14 protein-coding genes are annotated in these 16,123 nt (G+C 76.3%); 6 read left to right on the top strand and 8 right to left on the bottom strand.

The annotated features are described in order from the left end of the window. Nucleotides 1–6 precede the first annotated feature (6 nt). Together EDD39_RS38255 and EDD39_RS38250 are read left to right on the top strand one after the other, a co-directional pair. On the top strand, nucleotides 7–693 hold the full coding sequence (locus EDD39_RS38255; RefSeq protein ID WP_123564231.1) for a hypothetical protein: 687 nt from the start codon (nucleotides 7–9) through the stop codon (nucleotides 691–693). Nucleotides 694–970: 277 nt separating this feature from the next. Further along, nucleotides 971–1,162 carry a DUF5999 family protein gene (locus EDD39_RS38250; protein ID WP_030461562.1) on the top strand — a complete coding sequence of 64 codons (192 nt, stop codon included), beginning with the start codon at nucleotides 971–973 and terminating at the stop codon, nucleotides 1,160–1,162. 81 nt (nucleotides 1,163–1,243) lie between these two features. Here the strand turns inward: EDD39_RS38250 and EDD39_RS38245 are convergent, their stop codons facing one another. From EDD39_RS38245 to EDD39_RS38215, 7 genes are all read right to left on the bottom strand, one after another. Continuing rightward, nucleotides 1,244–1,951: a GNAT family N-acetyltransferase gene (locus EDD39_RS38245; RefSeq protein WP_123564230.1), complete on the bottom strand. Its 708-nt coding sequence runs from the start codon at nucleotides 1,949–1,951 to the stop codon at nucleotides 1,244–1,246. 100 nt (nucleotides 1,952–2,051) lie between these two features. Then, the gene (locus EDD39_RS42470; protein WP_162870363.1) at nucleotides 2,052–3,404 is read right to left on the bottom strand and encodes a glutamate-cysteine ligase family protein; all 1,353 of its coding nucleotides are present in this window, start codon (nucleotides 3,402–3,404) and stop codon (nucleotides 2,052–2,054) included. Then, nucleotides 3,401–4,930, bottom strand: a complete 1,530-nt coding sequence (locus EDD39_RS38235; protein WP_123564228.1) for a flavin monoamine oxidase family protein — start codon at nucleotides 4,928–4,930, stop codon at nucleotides 3,401–3,403. Before EDD39_RS38235 ends, EDD39_RS42470 begins: the two co-directional genes overlap by 4 nt. A 99-nt stretch (nucleotides 4,931–5,029) precedes the next feature. Continuing rightward, nucleotides 5,030–5,749, bottom strand: a complete 720-nt coding sequence (locus EDD39_RS38230) for a hypothetical protein (protein WP_123564227.1) — start codon at nucleotides 5,747–5,749, stop codon at nucleotides 5,030–5,032. Further along, complete coding sequence (locus tag EDD39_RS38225; protein ID WP_123564226.1) at nucleotides 5,746–6,900, bottom strand: tryptophan 7-halogenase; 1,155 nt, start codon at nucleotides 6,898–6,900, stop codon at nucleotides 5,746–5,748. Before EDD39_RS38225 ends, EDD39_RS38230 begins: the two co-directional genes overlap by 4 nt. Beyond that, nucleotides 6,897–8,903, bottom strand: a complete 2,007-nt coding sequence (locus EDD39_RS38220; protein WP_123564225.1) for a LodA/GoxA family CTQ-dependent oxidase — start codon at nucleotides 8,901–8,903, stop codon at nucleotides 6,897–6,899. Before EDD39_RS38220 ends, EDD39_RS38225 begins: the two co-directional genes overlap by 4 nt. Nucleotides 8,904–9,416: 513 nt before the next feature. After that, nucleotides 9,417–10,178, bottom strand: a complete 762-nt coding sequence (locus EDD39_RS38215) for an SDR family oxidoreductase (RefSeq protein WP_123564224.1) — start codon at nucleotides 10,176–10,178, stop codon at nucleotides 9,417–9,419. 206 nt (nucleotides 10,179–10,384) lie between these two features. On the opposite strand from EDD39_RS38215, the gene EDD39_RS38210 reads away from it, so the two are divergent. After that, a complete protein-coding gene (locus EDD39_RS38210; RefSeq protein WP_208765787.1) occupies nucleotides 10,385–11,317 on the top strand; it encodes a helix-turn-helix transcriptional regulator in 933 nt (310 codons plus the stop codon). 207 nt (nucleotides 11,318–11,524) lie between these two features. Here EDD39_RS38210 and EDD39_RS38205 read toward each other — a convergent pair whose 3' ends face one another. Next, a complete protein-coding gene (locus EDD39_RS38205; RefSeq protein WP_123564223.1) occupies nucleotides 11,525–12,277 on the bottom strand; it encodes an SseB family protein in 753 nt (250 codons plus the stop codon). 178 nt (nucleotides 12,278–12,455) lie between these two features. On the opposite strand from EDD39_RS38205, the gene EDD39_RS38200 reads away from it, so the two are divergent. The 3 genes from EDD39_RS38200 (at nucleotide 12,456) to EDD39_RS38185 (ending at nucleotide 16,053) form a co-directional block, all read left to right on the top strand. Beyond that, nucleotides 12,456–13,676 carry an amino acid deaminase/aldolase gene (locus tag EDD39_RS38200; protein ID WP_123564222.1) on the top strand — a complete coding sequence of 407 codons (1,221 nt, stop codon included), beginning with the start codon at nucleotides 12,456–12,458 and terminating at the stop codon, nucleotides 13,674–13,676. A gap of 797 nt (nucleotides 13,677–14,473) precedes the next feature. Next, nucleotides 14,474–14,881 carry a YciI family protein gene (locus EDD39_RS38190; protein ID WP_123564220.1) on the top strand — a complete coding sequence of 136 codons (408 nt, stop codon included), beginning with the start codon at nucleotides 14,474–14,476 and terminating at the stop codon, nucleotides 14,879–14,881. A gap of 20 nt (nucleotides 14,882–14,901) precedes the next feature. After that, a complete protein-coding gene (locus EDD39_RS38185; RefSeq protein ID WP_123564219.1) occupies nucleotides 14,902–16,053 on the top strand; it encodes an RNA polymerase sigma factor in 1,152 nt (383 codons plus the stop codon). Nucleotides 16,054–16,123: the final 70 nt, after the last annotated feature.

Here is a 16,123-nt window from a genome sequence, read left to right as displayed (position 1 = left end):
TCAGCCATGACCTTGCACCTGTCCCAGCCCCCGGCCGGCGCACTGCGCGCCGCGCTGTCCGCCCTCGCCCCCGAGGCGGCGCTGTCGCCGCCCTCGGCCGCCGTCCTGCGGCGCGGCGCCGGGCGTCCGCGCCCGTTGCTCGCGCTACCCGTCCACGCCCTGCGCGGGCCCGCACCCCGGCTGGCCGGGGCCGACTGCACGGGCTGGCGCTTCCTGCTGAGCGGGGGCGGCCCCGAGGACGCCGCACCCGCGCCCTGCGGGCACGACGGCTGCACCGGCGGCAGCCGGAGTGCCGACGGCGGGCCGGAGTACGGGCCGCTGGCCGTCGGCGAGTTCACCGAGGACGGACTGGACGGGGTGGTGGCCTCCGCCGAGGTGGTCAACGGGCCGGACGGCCCGGTCTTCTCCCACCTGAGCGCCGGCCCGTTCCTCGACTCCACCGTGCGGGCGCTGCGCCAGGCCTGGCAGCTCACCCACGGCACGCCCGTCCGGTACGAGCCCCGGCTGCTGCCGCTGCCCGAGCACTACGCCTCGGCGCTGTGGCTGCACGGCGGCCAGCCCGGGGAGGACCTGCTGATCCCGCTGGCGCCCTCGCCGCTCGGGGTGGCGGCGCACCAGGCGCTGCCCGCCGCCGAGCTGCTGGCCCGGCTGGAGCGCTCGCCGGCGGCGCGGCCGACCGCGCTGATCGGCTGACGCCCACCCGGAACCGACCCGCACCACCCGGACGGGCCATGCCGTGCTGATCCGATCGGATCAGCACGGCATGGCCCGTCCGTGCGCGGATCGGGGCGAATCCCGCCCGCTAGGGTGATCTCGCGCGTTCTTCTGTGGCGCATGTCACCAAATGGCTGCGCGAGCGCCCGTGGAGTCGGACACTGGTGTCGGTTGGGTGGAGGACCAATCGTCCTACCCGGCTGACGCCGTTTCACACCTGATCCGGTGCAAATTTTCAGCGAAGCGAGGTACAAGGATGTGCCAGCACCGAACCGAGTGTCCGTCCTCCGACTCGGCGGACCGGGAGGCGGCCGTCCCGGTCGCCCGCCACCCCGAGCAGGGCTGGAGCCTGCTGTGCAACGGGGTGCTGCTGTTCGACGACACCGGTGAGCTGCTGCCGGACGGCCGGGTGATCGCCCCCCGCCGGAGCCTGCTGATCGCCGCCTGATCCTCCGCTCCGCTTTTTCTGGTGCCCGCCCGGAGTTGCGCCCTCCCGGCGGGCACCGGCGCGTCCGGGCGGGGTAGCGGGTCAGGAGCCGCCGGGCGGGCGGCCGGTGGGGGTGGCGGGGTCGTACCAGAGGCTGGCCATCGGGGAGCGCAGCGTCCAGCCGAGGCTGGTGTAGAGGGCGCGGCCCTCGGTGGTGCCGACCAGCAGGGCGGTGCGCGCGCCGGCCGCGTGCGCCTCGTGCTGCAGGGTGCGCATCAGGAGCGAGCCGAGGCCGCGGCGGCGGTGCTCGGGGTCGGTCTCGATCTGGTCGGCGACGGCGACCAGCGGGGCGTCGGTGCGGCCGCCGAGCGGGACGGCGGGGGCCAGGCCGAGCTGGCCGCGGGCGGCGAAGGCGCCGTCGGCGGTGCGGACCAGGGCCCGGACGGTGCCGCCGCGGTGCCAGGTGGTGATCCGGTAGCCGGCCGGGACGGCGGGGTGCTCAGGGCGCAGCGGGAGGGTCATCAGGTACCCGGGGACGTCCTGGTGCCAGCCGGGGCCGACCCAGGGCAGGACGCGCTCCTCCTCGGCGAACAGTTTGAGCCACGTCCAGGGGACGGTGGTGCCCTCGGTGAGCTTGCGGACGTCGGCCTCGGCGGGGGCGGGCAGCACGTGCCGCCACACGTGGCGCGGCTGGCCGACGTCGATGCTCCAGCCCCAGGGTTCGGGGGCGGGGTCGGCAGCGCCGCGGGAGGCCGTCCAGCCGCCGATCCAGGCCCGGACGAGTTCGGGGACGGTGGCTTCGTCGGGCACGGGCACGCTCCAGGGCGGGTAAGGGACTCTGGCGGAGTTCGGAGCTTACCTGGTCGGATGCGGGCAGGTCACGGGGGTTTCCGCAGCGGTGGTGACGGAGTCAGATCCGGTGGGCGGCGACGTAGCGGGCGGGGTCGGTGCGCAGGTCGCCGTGCCAGCGCTCCAGGCACTGGTGGGCGAAGGTGCGGCCGGTGGCGGCGATCTCGTCGAGCGGGTCGAGGTGGGCGGGGACGTGCGGGGGCTCCAGTCCGGCGGCGACCCGGGCCTCCAGGCCGGTGCGGGCCAGGCGGAGCAGCTCGGCGGCCAGGGCGCGGACGGGGGTGTCGCCGAGGCGGGTGTCCGGGCCGCGGGCGGGCAGTTCGGCCCGGGCGGCGCGGTGCTCCTCGGCGGTGTGTCCCCGCGTCAACTCCCAGGCGGCCTCCCGTGATGGCGGGTGGTAGGTGAGGCCGGTCCACAGCGCGGGCAGGGCGGCGAGGTGCGGGGCGGGCGGGCCGTCGGCGCCGCGCAGTTCCAGGGTGCGGCGCACCCGGGTGTCGGTCCACAGCTGGGAGAGGTGGGCGGCCCAGTGCGCGGCGGTGGGCCCGGTGCCGTCGGGCAGGCCGTCGCGGAGCAGGTCGGCGAAGGTGCCGTCGGGGGCGCGGTGGTAGCGGCCGTCGGCGGTGCGGTAGTGGATCAGCGGGATGCCGAGCGCCCAGTCGACGAGGTCCTCGGCGCTCACGTCGGGTCGTAGGGCGGGCGGCAGCAGGCCGCCTCGGCGCGGGTCCGTCCGCAGCCAGGCCCAGCTGCGGTGGGACAGCAGGCCGCACGGGCGGCCTTCCAGCAGGGGGGAGTTGACGAGGAGCGCGGAGACCACGGGGGCGGCGGCGGTCTGCATCCGCAGCTTGCGGGTGAGGTCCTCGGGGCCGAGGAAGTCGAGGGTGGCCTGGGTGGACAGCGAGAGCGCCATCACGTGCGGCGCCCGCTCCCCCGCCGGGCCGAGGCCGGCGAAGTAGCGGCGCATGGCCGCGCCGCGGGTCATCGGCACCCACTCGACGTCCGCGAGCCGGCCGAAGGGCAGGTTGCCGCCCGGGACGAGGGCCAGGCCGAAGCCGGCCGCCAGGTCGGCCAGCCGCTCCAGTGCCGCCCGCACCTCGTCCACGGCGCCGCCGACGCCGGGCGCGGGCGTCGAGGAGTACTCGATCTGGCCGCCGTGCTCCAGGGTGACGCTGCTGCCGTCGGGCAGCCGGACGCCGGTCAACTGCCCGCTGTCGTCCTCGGGTTCGCCGCCCCAGCGCTCCAGCACGGCGGCCAGCACGGCCCGCACGCCGCGCGGGCCCGAGTAGCGGGCCCCGGTGCCGGTGGCCGGGTCGAGCAGGGCGCACTCGACCTCCACGCCGACCCGCTCGACGGCCCCCGGCGCGGGGGTCAGCGGGGCGAGCAGGTCGGCGCGGCCGAGCGGCTGCGGCCGGCTCACCGGGCGTCCACCGGTGCGGCGGCGGCCTGTCCGGCGTGCGCGAGCAGGGTGCGGACCGCGCCGAGCGCGGACTGCACCGCGCCCTGGCACCAGGCGTGGGCGCCGGACAGGTGCTCGCCCGCGAAGAAGAGCCGCGGGCGCCCGGCCGGGTGCGGGGCGCCGAGCACGGACAGGTACCTGGCGTGCTCGCCGGGCGTGAGGTGGGCGAACGCGCCGCCGCCCATGCCGGTCTGCACGTCCCAGTTGCAGTGCACGATGTCGTCGACGTCCGCGGCGATGCCCGGGTGGAGCTTCTCCAGGCACTCCAGCACCAGCGCGTCCCGGTCGGCCCGCTCCAGCGCGGCGAAGCGTCGGGCGTTGGCGCCCCACAGGTAGGCGCCGAGCAGGGCGGCGGGTTCGGCCGCGCGCAGCGGGTCGCGGGCCTCCCAGCGGGGCGTGCCGGAGCCGTTGACGCCGCCGTCGGTGCGCACCGCGTTGTCGGACGGGTACCAGACCTGCTGGACGGGCAGGTCGGTGAAGCTGCCGCCGCCGTGGATGCCGTCCTGGCTCTCCCAGCGCCGCCGGGTCACGTGCAGCACGGTCTTGGCACTGCTGGCGTAGCTGATGCCGCGCACGGCGTGGCGCTGCGGGTGGGGCAGGCCGGGGGTGAGGGTGATCTGGTCGAGCGCGGGAGCGGGGACGCAGCAGACCGCGAAGTCGGCGCGGTCGTCGAGCCGTCCGCCGATCCGCCGGCCGCGCAGGCGCACCCCGTCGGCGGTCAGGGCGAGTTCGTCGACCCGGGTGGACAGCCGCAGCGTGCCCGGGCGCAGGGCCCGGACGAAGCCGTGGACCAACGAGTCGAACCCGTCGGCGAGTTCGACCTGTCCGCGGTGGAACAGGCCGAAGTGGTCGACCAGGACCTCCAGCAGCGAGGACTGCTCGTAGTGGGCGAGGCCGCTGGCGTGGCCGAACAGGTCCCAGGCGTCCTGGGAGAGGTGCTCGTGGACGAACTGCCACAGCGACACCGAGGCGGCCCGTTCCAGCGCGGGGTCGTCCCAGCGGCCGTCCAGGGCGGAGCGCTGCTGCTCGGCGCTGAAGGAGCGCCACAGCGGTCCGAGCACCCGGTCGAGCAGCACGGACGGCGCGCGGCGCTCGTCCGGGCGCAGCGCGAAGGCGGGGAAGAGCGAGGCGACCTCCTGCACCCGGACCCGGCGGCCGCGCAGGTGGTAGTAGGCCCGGGGGTTGTGGTTGACGAAGGTGCGGGTCGCCAGGCGGAAGCGCGCCACGTAGTGCAGCACGCAGTGGTGGTTGGAGGGGATCCGCATCGCGCCGAGGTCGGCGTGGGTGCCGTCCCAGAACCGGTGGGTGCGCACCCGCCCGCCGGGGCGGTTGCCGCGTTCGTAGACCGCGACGTCGAAGCCGCGCCGCTGCAGCTCGTACGCGCACACCAGCCCGGCGGCGCCCGCGCCGATCACGGCGACCCGGCCGCCCGGGCCGGCCGTCGGCCGCAGCAGGTCGTCGGGGAAGGCGAAGCTGGTGTCGAACATCGGTGGCGGCCCTTCGGCGGAGCATCGGGGGGATCGGCGGTGGGGGGCGGTCCGGGGTCCCGCGGGGCGGGGCGGCGGCGCGGGACCCCGGTGGTGGCACTAGCCCTTCTTGTTGAGGGAGGTGTTGTTCCACCAGCCCTGGCGGCCGGCGGTGAAGGAGACCGGGCGGTCGCCGATCCGGCCCTCGTAGCGGGTGCCGGGGGTCAGCGGGCTCTTCGGGGCGGCGGCGTGCGGGTCCTTGAGCGAGGGGACGGTGAGCGTCGCGGCGGGGGCCAGGTCGGCGGGCTGGAAGCCCCGGGGGTCGACGGTGGTGATGACCTCGTCCCAGTTCGGGGCGCCGGCCAGGGCGTGGGCGAGGTGCACCTCGTCGCCCCGGCCGAAGACCAGCTCGGTCACGAAGTCGGGGTAGCCGGCGTCGGGGTCCAGCGGCCGGTAGTGGACGACGTCGTCCTTGTGGCAGCCGGCGTCGACGGCGTCCAGGAGGGGGGTGAACTTCCGCTTGCCCTCGGCGTCGACGGTGACGCGCTCCAACTCGACCGGCAGCGAGGTGCGGGTGCCCTCGACGATCTCGCTCAGCGGCCAGTGGCCCTCGGAGAACAGCGAGTAGTAGACCTGCTGGTTCTCGTGCGCGGCCAGGTCGGCCAGGTACGTCTCGCGCAGGGTGTCGGGCAGTCCGAACCGGGTGATCAGCTGGAAGGCGTGGATCGGGACGTAGTACAGGCCGAGGTGGTAGCTGAAGATCGTCGTCTTGCCGATCAGCAGGAAGCGGTGGCCGTGCCGGTCGGCGCTGACGGTGTCGGCGAGGGGTGCGGTGCTCATGCGGGGGCCTCCTGGGGGGTGGGGGTGTGGCGGCGCTGCCAGAACGGCCGGTCGGGCCAGCGCTGTTCGGCGGCGTAGTGGGTGCGGTGGTTGCGCAGGTAGGTGGTGCGGACCTGGTCGACGGTGCGGGCGTAGCCGGGCAGCGCACCGGGGTCGCCGGCCAGGTGGGCGTGCACGGCCGTGCCCGCGCTCAGGCCGGTGAACAGGGCGGTGAGGATGCCCTGCGAGGACAGCGGGTCGAAGGCGAGGGCGGCGTCGCCGGCGGCGGTCCAGCCCTCGCCGTGGACGGTGTCGAGGCGGGCGGTGTGGGCGGGCGCGCGCCGGGGCGCGGCGGCCGGGGGCCACGGGTGGGCGGCCGCGAGGGGGCCGATGTGCCGGGTGGCCGCGAGGCCGGCCGGCAGGGCGGTCCGGTGGGCGGCGGGCAGGTCGGCGTCGGTGTACCGGGCGAGCAGGCGGCGGCCGGCGGGCAGCGGGGCGGTGTACCACCAGCCGTCGGGGGCCGCTTCGACCGTGGTGGTGGTGTCGGCGGGGTGCGCGGTGGGGCCGAGGGTGAGGTGGACGGCGAGCAGCCGGTCGCGGACCAGCCGGCGCGCCCCGCAGGCGGTGGCGACGGCGGCCCGGCGGCCGGTGGCGTCCACGATCCACCGGCAGCGGACCGGCTCCCGTTCGCCCAGCCGCACCGTCCACCCGCCGTCGGGGGTGCGGTCCAGCGGGCGGGCGGTGGTGCGCTCGGCGAGCTGGGCGCCCAGGGCCCGGGCCCGGTCGCGCAGTTGGCGGTCGAACAGCGGGCGGTCGAGGTGCCAGCCGTGGCCGTGCGGGTCGAGGATGCTGTCGGTGGAGGCGAGGGCCGGGCCGCCCCAGGCGGAGCGGTTGGCCAGGCAGGGCAGGTGGCCGTGCGTCAGGACGCCGTCCGCGCCGAGGTCGCGCAGCAGGACGCGGGCGGCGGCGGGCAGTGCCTCGCCGACCGGGGCCGGGCCGCGTCCGGCGTCGGCCAGCAGCACCGTCCGGCCCGCCCGGGCCAGGGCGAGGGCGGCGGCCGCACCCGCCGGGCCGCCGCCCGCCACGACCACGTCGACGGACGGGACGCGGGAGGCGCGGGAGACGCGGGAGGCGCGGGAGGCGCGGGCCGCGGCGGGTGCGGCCGGGTTCACCCGCGGCCGTCCGCGGGACGGGCGCCGCCGCCGTTGGCGGACTCCTCGCCGAACGGGTCGAGCTTGTCGATGTAGCCGACCGTGATCTCCTCGGCGCTGTAGCCGGTCCGTTCGGCGACGTCGCCGAGCACGCCGCTGTAGGCAGCGCTGTCGAGTGCGGTGGCCTCGGGGACGTGCACGGTCACCAGGTTGCGGTCGGGCGAGACGCCCTCCAGCGGGAAGCCCGGCTTCGACTCGACCTGGACGGTGGCGGGGAACTTGCCGTCGCCGACCGTGTAGCGGCGGGTCTCCACGATGCCGAAGTGGTGCCACTCCTTCGCCGCCTGGGCGAGCTGCTCCTTGTACTCGCCGCGCAGGCCGCGCAGCCAGGAGGCCCGGCGGGCGAACGCGTCCAGCCGGGCGTCCTCCGAACTCCCGCCGCCACCTTCCTGGTTGACGATCCGGAAGTCCTCCTCGGTGAGCACGTGGTTGGGCACCCGGGCGGGCCAGAAGGTCGGCAGGTGCGGGTCGTAGCGGCCCTTGGGCAGGGCGTTGGACTCGTAGCCGGAGCGGCAACTGGCGGTGTCGGTCTGCCACGGGATCGCCATCCAGCGGGTCAGCCCGCCGGGCGGCTGGGCGTGCAGCGGGCCGTCCGCGCCCAGGGCCCGCTCGGCGCTCAACTGCGGGCCGTAGTCGGGCTCGGGGTCGTTCTCGGCGCGGTGCAGGATCCGGAACGGCTCCTGGTACACGGTGGTGTGCCGGATCGGCCAGGTGACCTCGCAGCCGGGGTGGAAGGCGTCGGCCAGGCAGAAGTCCAGGGCGGCGCGGTCCAGCAGGCCGGGCTGCTCGGCGAGGGGCGCGTCCTCGATCCGGCTCGGGAAGTCGGGGACGGCGGCGGTGCCGAACTCCCCGTTCGCCCACTTCTCCAACTGATCAATCTGGGTGGGGGACAGCGTCATGTACTGCAGTTGCGACTTGGGCTTGCTCGCCATGCCGTCGCCGTAGAACCACGGCCAGGGCAGCGGGGAGCGGCCGCCGTCGCGCTCGTAGTCGCGCATCGCGGTGTAGACCTGGCGGCGCAGTTCGCGGTTGCGCTCGGCCTTGCCGGCGAGCCGGTCGTACAGCGCGGGGGCCATGAAGTCCTCGGGGCCGCCGAAGCCGTAGTGGGTGGCGTAGCCCTTGTTGACCCACTGGAGTTCGCAGAAGCGGTGCAGGATCGGCTTGATGTCCCGCTCGAAGACCACCTCCTCGGTGGCCCCGACCGGCTGCTCGGGCCGGAAGACGTCGTGCAGCAGGTCCCACAGGGTGCGCGGGGTCTTCACGTCCGGGGCGAAGTTGGGCGGGCCGACCACCACCCAGGCGCCCTTGACCTCGACGTCCCTGCCGTCCAGCTTCAGCGTGGCGGTGACCGGGCCGTCGGAGGTGTCGTCGTACCAGCCGTCGTTGTTGCCGAAGGAGTGCAGTTCCTCCCCGCCCGGCGCGCCCGAGGTGCCGCTGCCGCCGAGGACGACCAGCCGGCCCTCCTCGTCGGTCTGCATCCGGCCCAGCGGGACGGGGACGCCGAGGAAGGTGCCGCCGGTGAACTCCACTTCCTGCTTGCTGCCGGGGACGAGCGTCTTGCGGCCGGGGTCGATGACGAGCTTCTCGCGGCCGTTCTCGTCGTCGGTCTTGGCGTTGCGGCGCAGGGACGCCTTGCCCTGCATGTCGGGGATGTCGAGGGCGAGGTCGAAGTTGTACCAGGCGGCCTTGCGGTTGGCCACGTGCACGGCCCACTCGACCTCCACCCCGGCCTCGGCGGGCTTCAACTCCCGCACCACCCGGCCCTGGGCGTCGTAGCCGTAGAGCCGGAACCGGGCGGCCTGGCGCTTGACCGCCCCGGCGGCGTCCTTGTAGAAGCCGACCGGCGCCGGCTCGGGCGCGGGCGTCTCGGGGCCGTAGAACCAGCCGTCCCCGGCGGTGCTGTTGCCCACCCGGGCCACCCCGATCGCGGGGTGGATCTTCGCGTAGGCGATCTCGTCTGTCATCGGTTGCGCTGTCCTCTCGTGGACGGGCGGTGGAGGGGCGGGGGGAACCCGCAGGCCGCCGGCCGGCCGACCCGTCGTGGCACGCTCTCCTCGCCCCCGGAAAGGCCGTGCGTAAGCGATCAGTCGGGTGACACCCTGCCGCGACCACCTCTACGGCTATCAGGCGACACCCCCCGCCACGCGCCACCGACTACGCAATGTCATCCCAATGGGCGGCGCACCGGCGCGCGAGAACCCCCGCCCCGCCCGGGCGTGCCGAGTGGGGCCGGGGACCGGGCGCCCGGGGCGTCAGGTGTCGGTCGTGACGCCGGTGCAGGCGAGGGACTCGGCGCGAGCGCAGCCGGCCCGGACGGGCCCCGGCAGTCGGCGGCGCGGGTGTCGGACACTCCGTTGTCCGTTGTCCGTTTTCGCTGGGCGGACGGCGGCGGGTGACGCGGGCGGGTCGGCGGGAGCTGAACGGCTCGGGGCGTCAACGTGCTGGCGGGGCAGGAGAGTTGGCGCGTCGGGCGGGGGTCAGCCCTGGCGGCCGGGGAGCATCGACAGGGCACGGGCGCGCTGGGCGACCAGGCCGTCGTAGGTGCCGTCGCGTTCGGCCCAGCGGTGCATCCGGACGCCCTCGACCAGGATCTCGTGCGGGGTGGGGTCCTGGGCGAGCAGTTCCATCACCTCGGTGGCGAAGCCGTCGAGCGGCAGCGCGTGCGGGTTCACCCGCTCCTGCCCGGCGGTGGCGACGGCCGGGGGCACCAGCTCGACCACGTCGACGCCGGTGCCCGCCAGCTGCGCGCGCAGCGCCTCGGTGTAGGCGTGCACCCCGGCCTTCGAGGCGGCGTAGCTGGGCATCGGCGGGAACGGCAGGAAGGCGATGCCCGAGCTGACGGTGACGAGCGTGCCCGCGCCCCGCCGGACCAGGTGCGGGGTGAAGGCGTCGAGCACCCGGACGGTGCCGAGCAGGTTGGTGTCGACGGTGGTCCGGGCCGCCGCGAAGTGCGCGGGGTTGCGCAGGTCCTCCAGCAGCATGACGCCGGACATGGTCACCACGGTGTCCAGTTCCGGGTGGCGGGCGAGCACGGCGTCCCGGGCGGCGGTGACGGAGGCGTCGTCGGTGACGTCGACGGCGAAGGCGTCGAAGCCCTCCCCGGCGAGGTCGGCGAGCGCCTGCGGGTCGCGGCCGCCGACGGCCACGGTGCTGCCCGCGGCGGCGAACCGGCGGGCCAGTTCGCGGCCGATGCCCGAGGTGCCGCCGACGACGAGGACGGTGCGCTTGGAGAGGTCCACGGGGGTCTTCCCTTCGGTGGGGCGCCGGGGCCGGGCGGGCCCGCGGCGCGGGCGGCGGGGCGCCGCCCGGGGTGTCCGCCGCCCCTCGGTCGGGGCGGCTCCGCTCCCCAGCCTGGGCGCGTTCCGGCGGGCGCGGGGAGGCCCCCGTCCTCCCTGGTCCTGACAGGGCCCCCGCTGGGCGGCGGGCGCCGCACTACGGTGGCGGTATGAAGGACGAGGAATCCGGCAACCGGCTCGGCCGCTACCTGCGGGCCCGGCGCGAGCTGGTCTCCCCCGCGCAGGCGGGGCTGCCGCCGGGCGGGAACCGCCGGGTGCCGGGCCTGCGCCGGGAGGAGGTCGCGCTGCTCGCCGGGATCAGCCCCGACTACTACCTGCGCCTGGAGCGGGGGCGCGACAGGAACCCCTCGCCGCAGGTCCTCGACGCGCTCGCCCGGGTGCTGCGGCTCGACGACGTCGAGCGGACGTACCTGCTCGGCCTGGTCGCGGCCCGTCCGCGCGCACCGCGGCGCCGGCGGCCCGAGCAGGCGCCGGCCCGGGTGCACCAGTTGCTCGCGCACCTGCCGGTGCCCGCGTTCGTCGAGGGGCGCGCGTTCGACGTGCTGGCCGCCAACCCGATGGCGCTGGCGCTCTCCCCGCGCCTGCGGCCCGGCGAGAACCGGCTCCGCTCCCTGCTGCTCGACCCGGCGGAGCAGTCCTTCCACCAGGACTGGGCGAAGGCCACCGCCGACTTCGTCGCCGCCCTACGCACCTCGATCGGGGACGACACCGACAACCCCCGGTTCGTCGAGCTGGTCGGGGAACTCGCGCTGTCCAGCCAGCGGTTCCGCACCCTGTGGGCCCGCCACGACGTCCGCGACCTCGGCGGCGGCACCACCACGCTGCACCACCCGGTGGTCGGCGAGCTGCGGCTGCACCGCGACAAGCTGCCCGTGGACGACGTCATCCTGGTCGTCTACTACCCGGACCGGGGCAGCGACAGCGACGGGAAGCTGCGGCGGCTGGCCGAGATCGCCGGGGACGGTGGGACCGGTAGGGACGGTGGGACCGGTAGGGACGGCGGGGACGGTAGGGACGGCGGGGACGGCGAGACCGGTAGGGACGGCGGGGACGCCGGGGACGGCGGGACCGGTAGGGGCTGACGGTACGGGCCGTCTGGCGGGGCGATGGGGTGGGCGCGGGCCTCGGCACTCGGCACGGTGGCGGTGGAGGCGGCGGCAGCGGCAGCGGCAGCGGCAGCGGCAAAGGCCGGCGCTGCCGAGCAGGCGGCCCGCTCGGTCCTCGAGGACACGGGATCTCCTGGGAGACCTCAGCGCGCCGTCCCGGACACGAACCGGCGGCGCGCCGCTTCACCCGTTCGCGTCCGCAGCGTAGAACGGCGACTGGTCGAGGGGGCGGGCCAGGAAGGCGAGTTGGAGGCCCTGGTCGAGGCGCAGGCGCAGGGCCTGGTCGGTGGCGAGGGCCTGGCCGAGGCGGTTGGCGAGGGCCTGGACGGCGGCCGGCTCGGTGGCGGGGTCGGCCAGGACCAGGGCCAGGGTGGCGTCGGCGTCCGCGGCCGGGGCGAGGTGGGCGGCGGTGACGGCCGGTTCGGCGGCGAGCAGGGCGCGCAGGGCCCGGTGCACCTCGGGGTCGCGGTGCGGGGGGAGGTAGCGGCGGTTCTCCGCGACGGCGCGCAGCCGGGCGCCGGAGAGCTGGTAGGTGACCGGGCCGGCCGGGTCGATCAGCAGGGTGTCGGCGCGCTCGGCGAAGGCCACCATCGCGGCCTGCGGGGCGACCACCGGGGCCGGGCGGGCGTCCGCGCGCCAACTGGCCATCGCGGCCAGCGAGGTGAACGCGGGCAGGGCGCGCCGGCCGTCCGGGGCCTCGACGAGGGGGACCGCCATGTCGCTGGTCTTCTCGTGCTTGTGCCCGTCGGCGCCCACCTCCACCTCGCCGAGCAGCGCCACGATGGGCACCATCAGCCGGCTCGGGGTGAGGGCGGCGAGCAGGTCGGGCTCGGTGGCCGGGTCCTGCTGCCAGGCGGTGAGGGCGGCGACGAGGGCGGGGTCGGCGGTGCCGTCGTCCTCGGCGAACCCGGGATCGGGGATGTTCTTGCGCTCCACCCCGAGAGCGTATGCCACGTTTACCCCGGGGCCGGTCGGGGCGGCGGGGCATGTGGTGCTCGGCGACGGGATGGGGCGGGGCGGGGTGGGGTGGGGCGGGGTGAGGCGGGATGGGGCGGCCGGGATTGGGGGTCCGATGGATCTACCGTCCAGTAGGGGGATGTGGCAGTCTGCGCCCATGGCACTCGTTGAAGCCGCCGCGACCGGTGGCACCGTCTCCGACCGGGCCCGTTACGACCGGGCGACGGCGCACCTGGACGCGCCGCTGGCCGTCGTCGACCTGGCCGCGTTCGACGCGAACGCGGCGGACCTGGTGCGGCGGGCCGGCGGGAAGCCGATCCGGGTGGCGTCGAAGTCGGTGCGGTGCCGGGCGCTGCTGGAGCGGGTGCTCGGGATGGACGGCTTCGCGGGGGTGATGAGCTTCACGCTGGCGGAGACGCTGTGGCTGGTGGAGTCCGGGTTCACCGACGTGCTGCTGGCGTACCCGTCGGCGGACCGGGCCTCGTTCGGGCGGCTGACCGCGGACCCGGAACTGGCCCGGCAGGTCAGCGTGGTGGTCGACGACGTGGCGCAGCTGGACCTGATCGACGCGGCCCGGGAGGGCTCGGCGACGGTGCGGGTCTGCCTGGAGCTGGACACCTCGCTGCAACTGCTGGGCGGCCGGATCCGGGTGGGGGCGCGGCGCTCGCCGCTGCGGACGCCCGAGCAGCTCGGCCGGTTCGCCGAACTGGTGGGCCGCCGCCGGGGGTTCGAGGTGGTCGGGCTGATGGCGTACGAGGGCCACGTGGCGGGCGTCGGGGACGCGGTGGCGGGGCGGCCGCTGCGGTCGGCGGCGGTGCGGCTGATGCAGGCGAAGGCCCGCGCGGAGCTGGCGGTGCGGCGCGCCGAGGTGGTGCAACGGGTGCGCCGGGTCGCCGAGTTGGAGTTCGTGAACGGCGGCGGCACGGGCAGCGTGGAGTCGACGGTCGCGGAGCGCGCGGTGACCGAGGTGGCGGCCGGGTCGGGGCTGTTCGTGCCCCGGCTGTTCGACAACTACCGCGCGTTCCGGGGCCGTCCGGCGGCGCTGTTCGCCCAGCCGGTGGTGCGGCGGCCCGGGGTGGGCGTGGTGACGGTGCTGGGCGGCGGCTACCCGGCGTCCGGCCCGGCGGGGGCGGACCGCTCCCCCGTCCCGTACCTGCCGGCCGGGCTGCGGTACGACCCGCAGGAGGGCGCGGGCGAGGTGCAGACGCCGCTGCTGGGATCGGCCGCCGACGACCTGCTGATCGGCGACCGGGTCTGGTTCCGGCACGCGAAGGCTGGTGAACTCTGCGAGCGCTTCGAGCAGTTGCACCTGGTCGAGGGCGACGCGGTGAGCGCGACGGTGCCGACCTACCGGGGCGAGGGCCGCACCTTCCTGTGACCGGCGGCGGTACCGTGACCGTGGTCCGGAACGGAACGGCGGTGCGGGGTGCTGGCGGTGGACGGCGACGCGGCGGTGCCGGGCTTCGGACCGGTGCGGCGGCTGCGGGTGCTGGCCGAGGCCGGACGGTACCCGATGACCGCGGAACGGACGCTGGCCGCACCGTTCGGCCCGGTGTGGTCGGTGGCCGCCGACCTGGAGGGTGAACTCCCGCACGTCGCCGGGCAGCTCCGGGTCGGCGGCGGAGCGCAGGTCGTGGGCGAGGGTGTCGGACGGGACGTGCCGGCGGGCCCGGCGGGCGGTGCGGACGGCCTCCCGGGCGGTGACGGTGCGCACCCAGCCGTACAGGGCGCGCGGGTCGGCCAGGCCGGGCAGGCCGGGCAGGCCGGGCAGGCCGCACAGCACCGCGATCAGCGCCTCCTGGGCGGCGTCCGGGGCGTCGGCGAGCGCGATCGGCCCGCACAGCCGGGTGACGTACGGCAGCAGCAGGGTCAGCAGCCGGTCCATCGCGAGGGCGTCCCCGGCCCGGGCGGCGGCCACCAGCGGGGCGGCGGTCTCCCACGGCGGGCGGGGGCCGGCGGCGTCGGGGGCGGAGGCGTCGGGGGCGGGAGCGGAGGCGGGCGGCGGCGGTTCGACGGTGTTCACACCGGGAAAAGGAGCCGACCGCACCGGGCGATCCACGGCCGCGAAAAAATCTTGGCGGAATCCTCCGCGGTCGTGTCGAGAACCCGGGAGCGGCTCCGTCCAGGGGTGGAGGCGGCCACAATGGACCGCACCGGAAGCTAGGAGTGAGACCCATGGCGAAGTACCTGATGCTGAAGCACTACCGCGGCGCCCCGACCCCGGAGGGCTTCGTGCCGATGGACCAGTGGACGCCCGCGGAGGTCAACGCGCACATCCAGTACATGCGGGACTTCGCCGCCAAGCTGGAGCAGACCGGCGAGTTCGTGGACGCGCAGGGGCTCGCGCCCGAGGGGACGTGGGTGCAGTACGGCGGGGAGGGGAAGCCGCCGGTGACCGACGGGCCGTTCGCGGAGACCAAGGACCTGATCGCCGGCTGGATGATCATCGACGTGGACAGCCGGGAGCGGGCGCTGGAGCTGGCCGCCGAGCTGTCGGCGGCGCCGGGCGCGGGCGGGGAGCCGATCCGCGAGTGGCTGGAGCTGCGCCCGGTGATGTCCGAGCCGCCGACCGTCACGGAGTGAGCGGGACGACGTCCTCGGCCGTGGACGAGTCGCTGCTGCGCGTCCTCACCCCGGAGGTGCTGTCCGTCCTGGTCCGCCGCGGGGCCGACTTCGCGGCGGCCGAGGACGCCGTCCAGGAAGCCCTGGTGGAGGCCGTCCGGCGCTGGCCGGACGAGCCCCCGCGGGACCCGAAGGGCTGGCTGGTGACCGTCGCGTGGCGGCGCTTCCTGGACGCGGCCCGGGCCGACACCGCGCGCCGCCGCCGCGAGGACGCGGTGGAGGAGGAGCCCGGGCCCGGGCCGGTGCCGGACCGCGACGACTCGCTGCGGCTGTACTTCCTGTGCGCGCACCCGTCGCTGACGCCGTCCTCGGCGGTGGCGCTGACGCTGCGCGCGGTCGGCGGGCTCACCACCCGGCAGATCGCCGCGGCGTACCTGGTGCCGGAGGCCACCGTGGCGCAGCGGATCTCCCGGGCCAAGCGCACCGTCTCGGGGGTGCGGCTGGACCGGCCCGGGGACGTGGCGACGGTGCTGCGGGTGCTGTACCTGGTCTTCAACGAGGGTTACTCGGGAAACGTCGACCTGGCCGCGGAGGCGATCCGGCTGACCAGGCAGCTGGCGGCCCGGATCGACCACCCGGAGGTGTCCGGCCTGCTGGCGCTGATGCTGCTGCACCACGCCCGCCGGGCCGGGCGGACCGCGCCGGACGGCAGCCTGGTGCCGCTGGCCGAGCAGGACCGGACCCGCTGGGACACCGCCGCGATCGCCGAGGGCGTCGCCGTCCTGCAGGCGGCGCTGGCCCGCGACCGGCTCGGCGAGTTCCAGGCCCAGGCGGCGATCGCCGCGCTGCACGCGGACGCGCCGACCGCCGCCGAGACCGACTGGGTGCAGATCGTCGAGTGGTACGACGAACTGGCCGCGTTGACCGACAACCCCGTGGTGCGCCTGAACCGGGCGGTCGCCGTCGGCGAGGCGGACGGCCCCCGCGCGGGCCTGGCCGCGCTCGCCGCGCTGGACGGGTCGCTGCCCCGGCACACCGCCGCCCGCGCGTACCTGCACGAGCGGGCCGGCGACCTGCCGACCGCCGCCGAGCTGTACGCCCGGGCCGCCGGGGCGGCCGGGACGGAGGCCGAGCGGAACCACCTGATCCGGCAGGCCGCCCGGCTCAACACCCTCCTGCGCGAAGGGGGTTGAGCGTCCCGGACGGCAAGGCTGCGGCCCGGCGCGGTGCCCCCACCGGGTGGTGGGGGCGGTGCGCCGGGCC

Origin of the sequence: Kitasatospora cineracea (assembly GCF_003751605.1) — a bacterium.
GTDB lineage: Bacteria > Actinomycetota > Actinomycetes > Streptomycetales > Streptomycetaceae > Kitasatospora > Kitasatospora cineracea.
Note: the sequence above shows the minus strand (reverse complement) of the source record. Positions and strands in the feature narration are given on the sequence as shown.

What these genes read in the sequence shown, in the direction of transcription:
- EDD39_RS38255 (WP_123564231.1), top strand. Translation starts at nt 7, where the DNA reads ATGACCTTGCACCTGTCCCAGCCCCCGGCCGGCGCACTGCGCGCCGCG.
- EDD39_RS38250 (WP_030461562.1), top strand. Translation starts at nt 971, where the DNA reads ATGTGCCAGCACCGAACCGAGTGTCCGTCCTCCGACTCGGCGGACCGG.
- EDD39_RS38235 (WP_123564228.1), bottom strand. Translation starts at nt 4,930, where the DNA reads ATGTTCGACACCAGCTTCGCCTTCCCCGACGACCTGCTGCGGCCGACG.
- EDD39_RS38230 (WP_123564227.1), bottom strand. Translation starts at nt 5,749, where the DNA reads ATGAGCACCGCACCCCTCGCCGACACCGTCAGCGCCGACCGGCACGGC.
- EDD39_RS38220 (WP_123564225.1), bottom strand. Translation starts at nt 8,903, where the DNA reads ATGACAGACGAGATCGCCTACGCGAAGATCCACCCCGCGATCGGGGTG.
- EDD39_RS38210 (WP_208765787.1), top strand. Translation starts at nt 10,385, where the DNA reads ATGAAGGACGAGGAATCCGGCAACCGGCTCGGCCGCTACCTGCGGGCC.
- EDD39_RS38200 (WP_123564222.1), top strand. Translation starts at nt 12,456, where the DNA reads ATGGCACTCGTTGAAGCCGCCGCGACCGGTGGCACCGTCTCCGACCGG.
- EDD39_RS38190 (WP_123564220.1), top strand. Translation starts at nt 14,474, where the DNA reads ATGGCGAAGTACCTGATGCTGAAGCACTACCGCGGCGCCCCGACCCCG.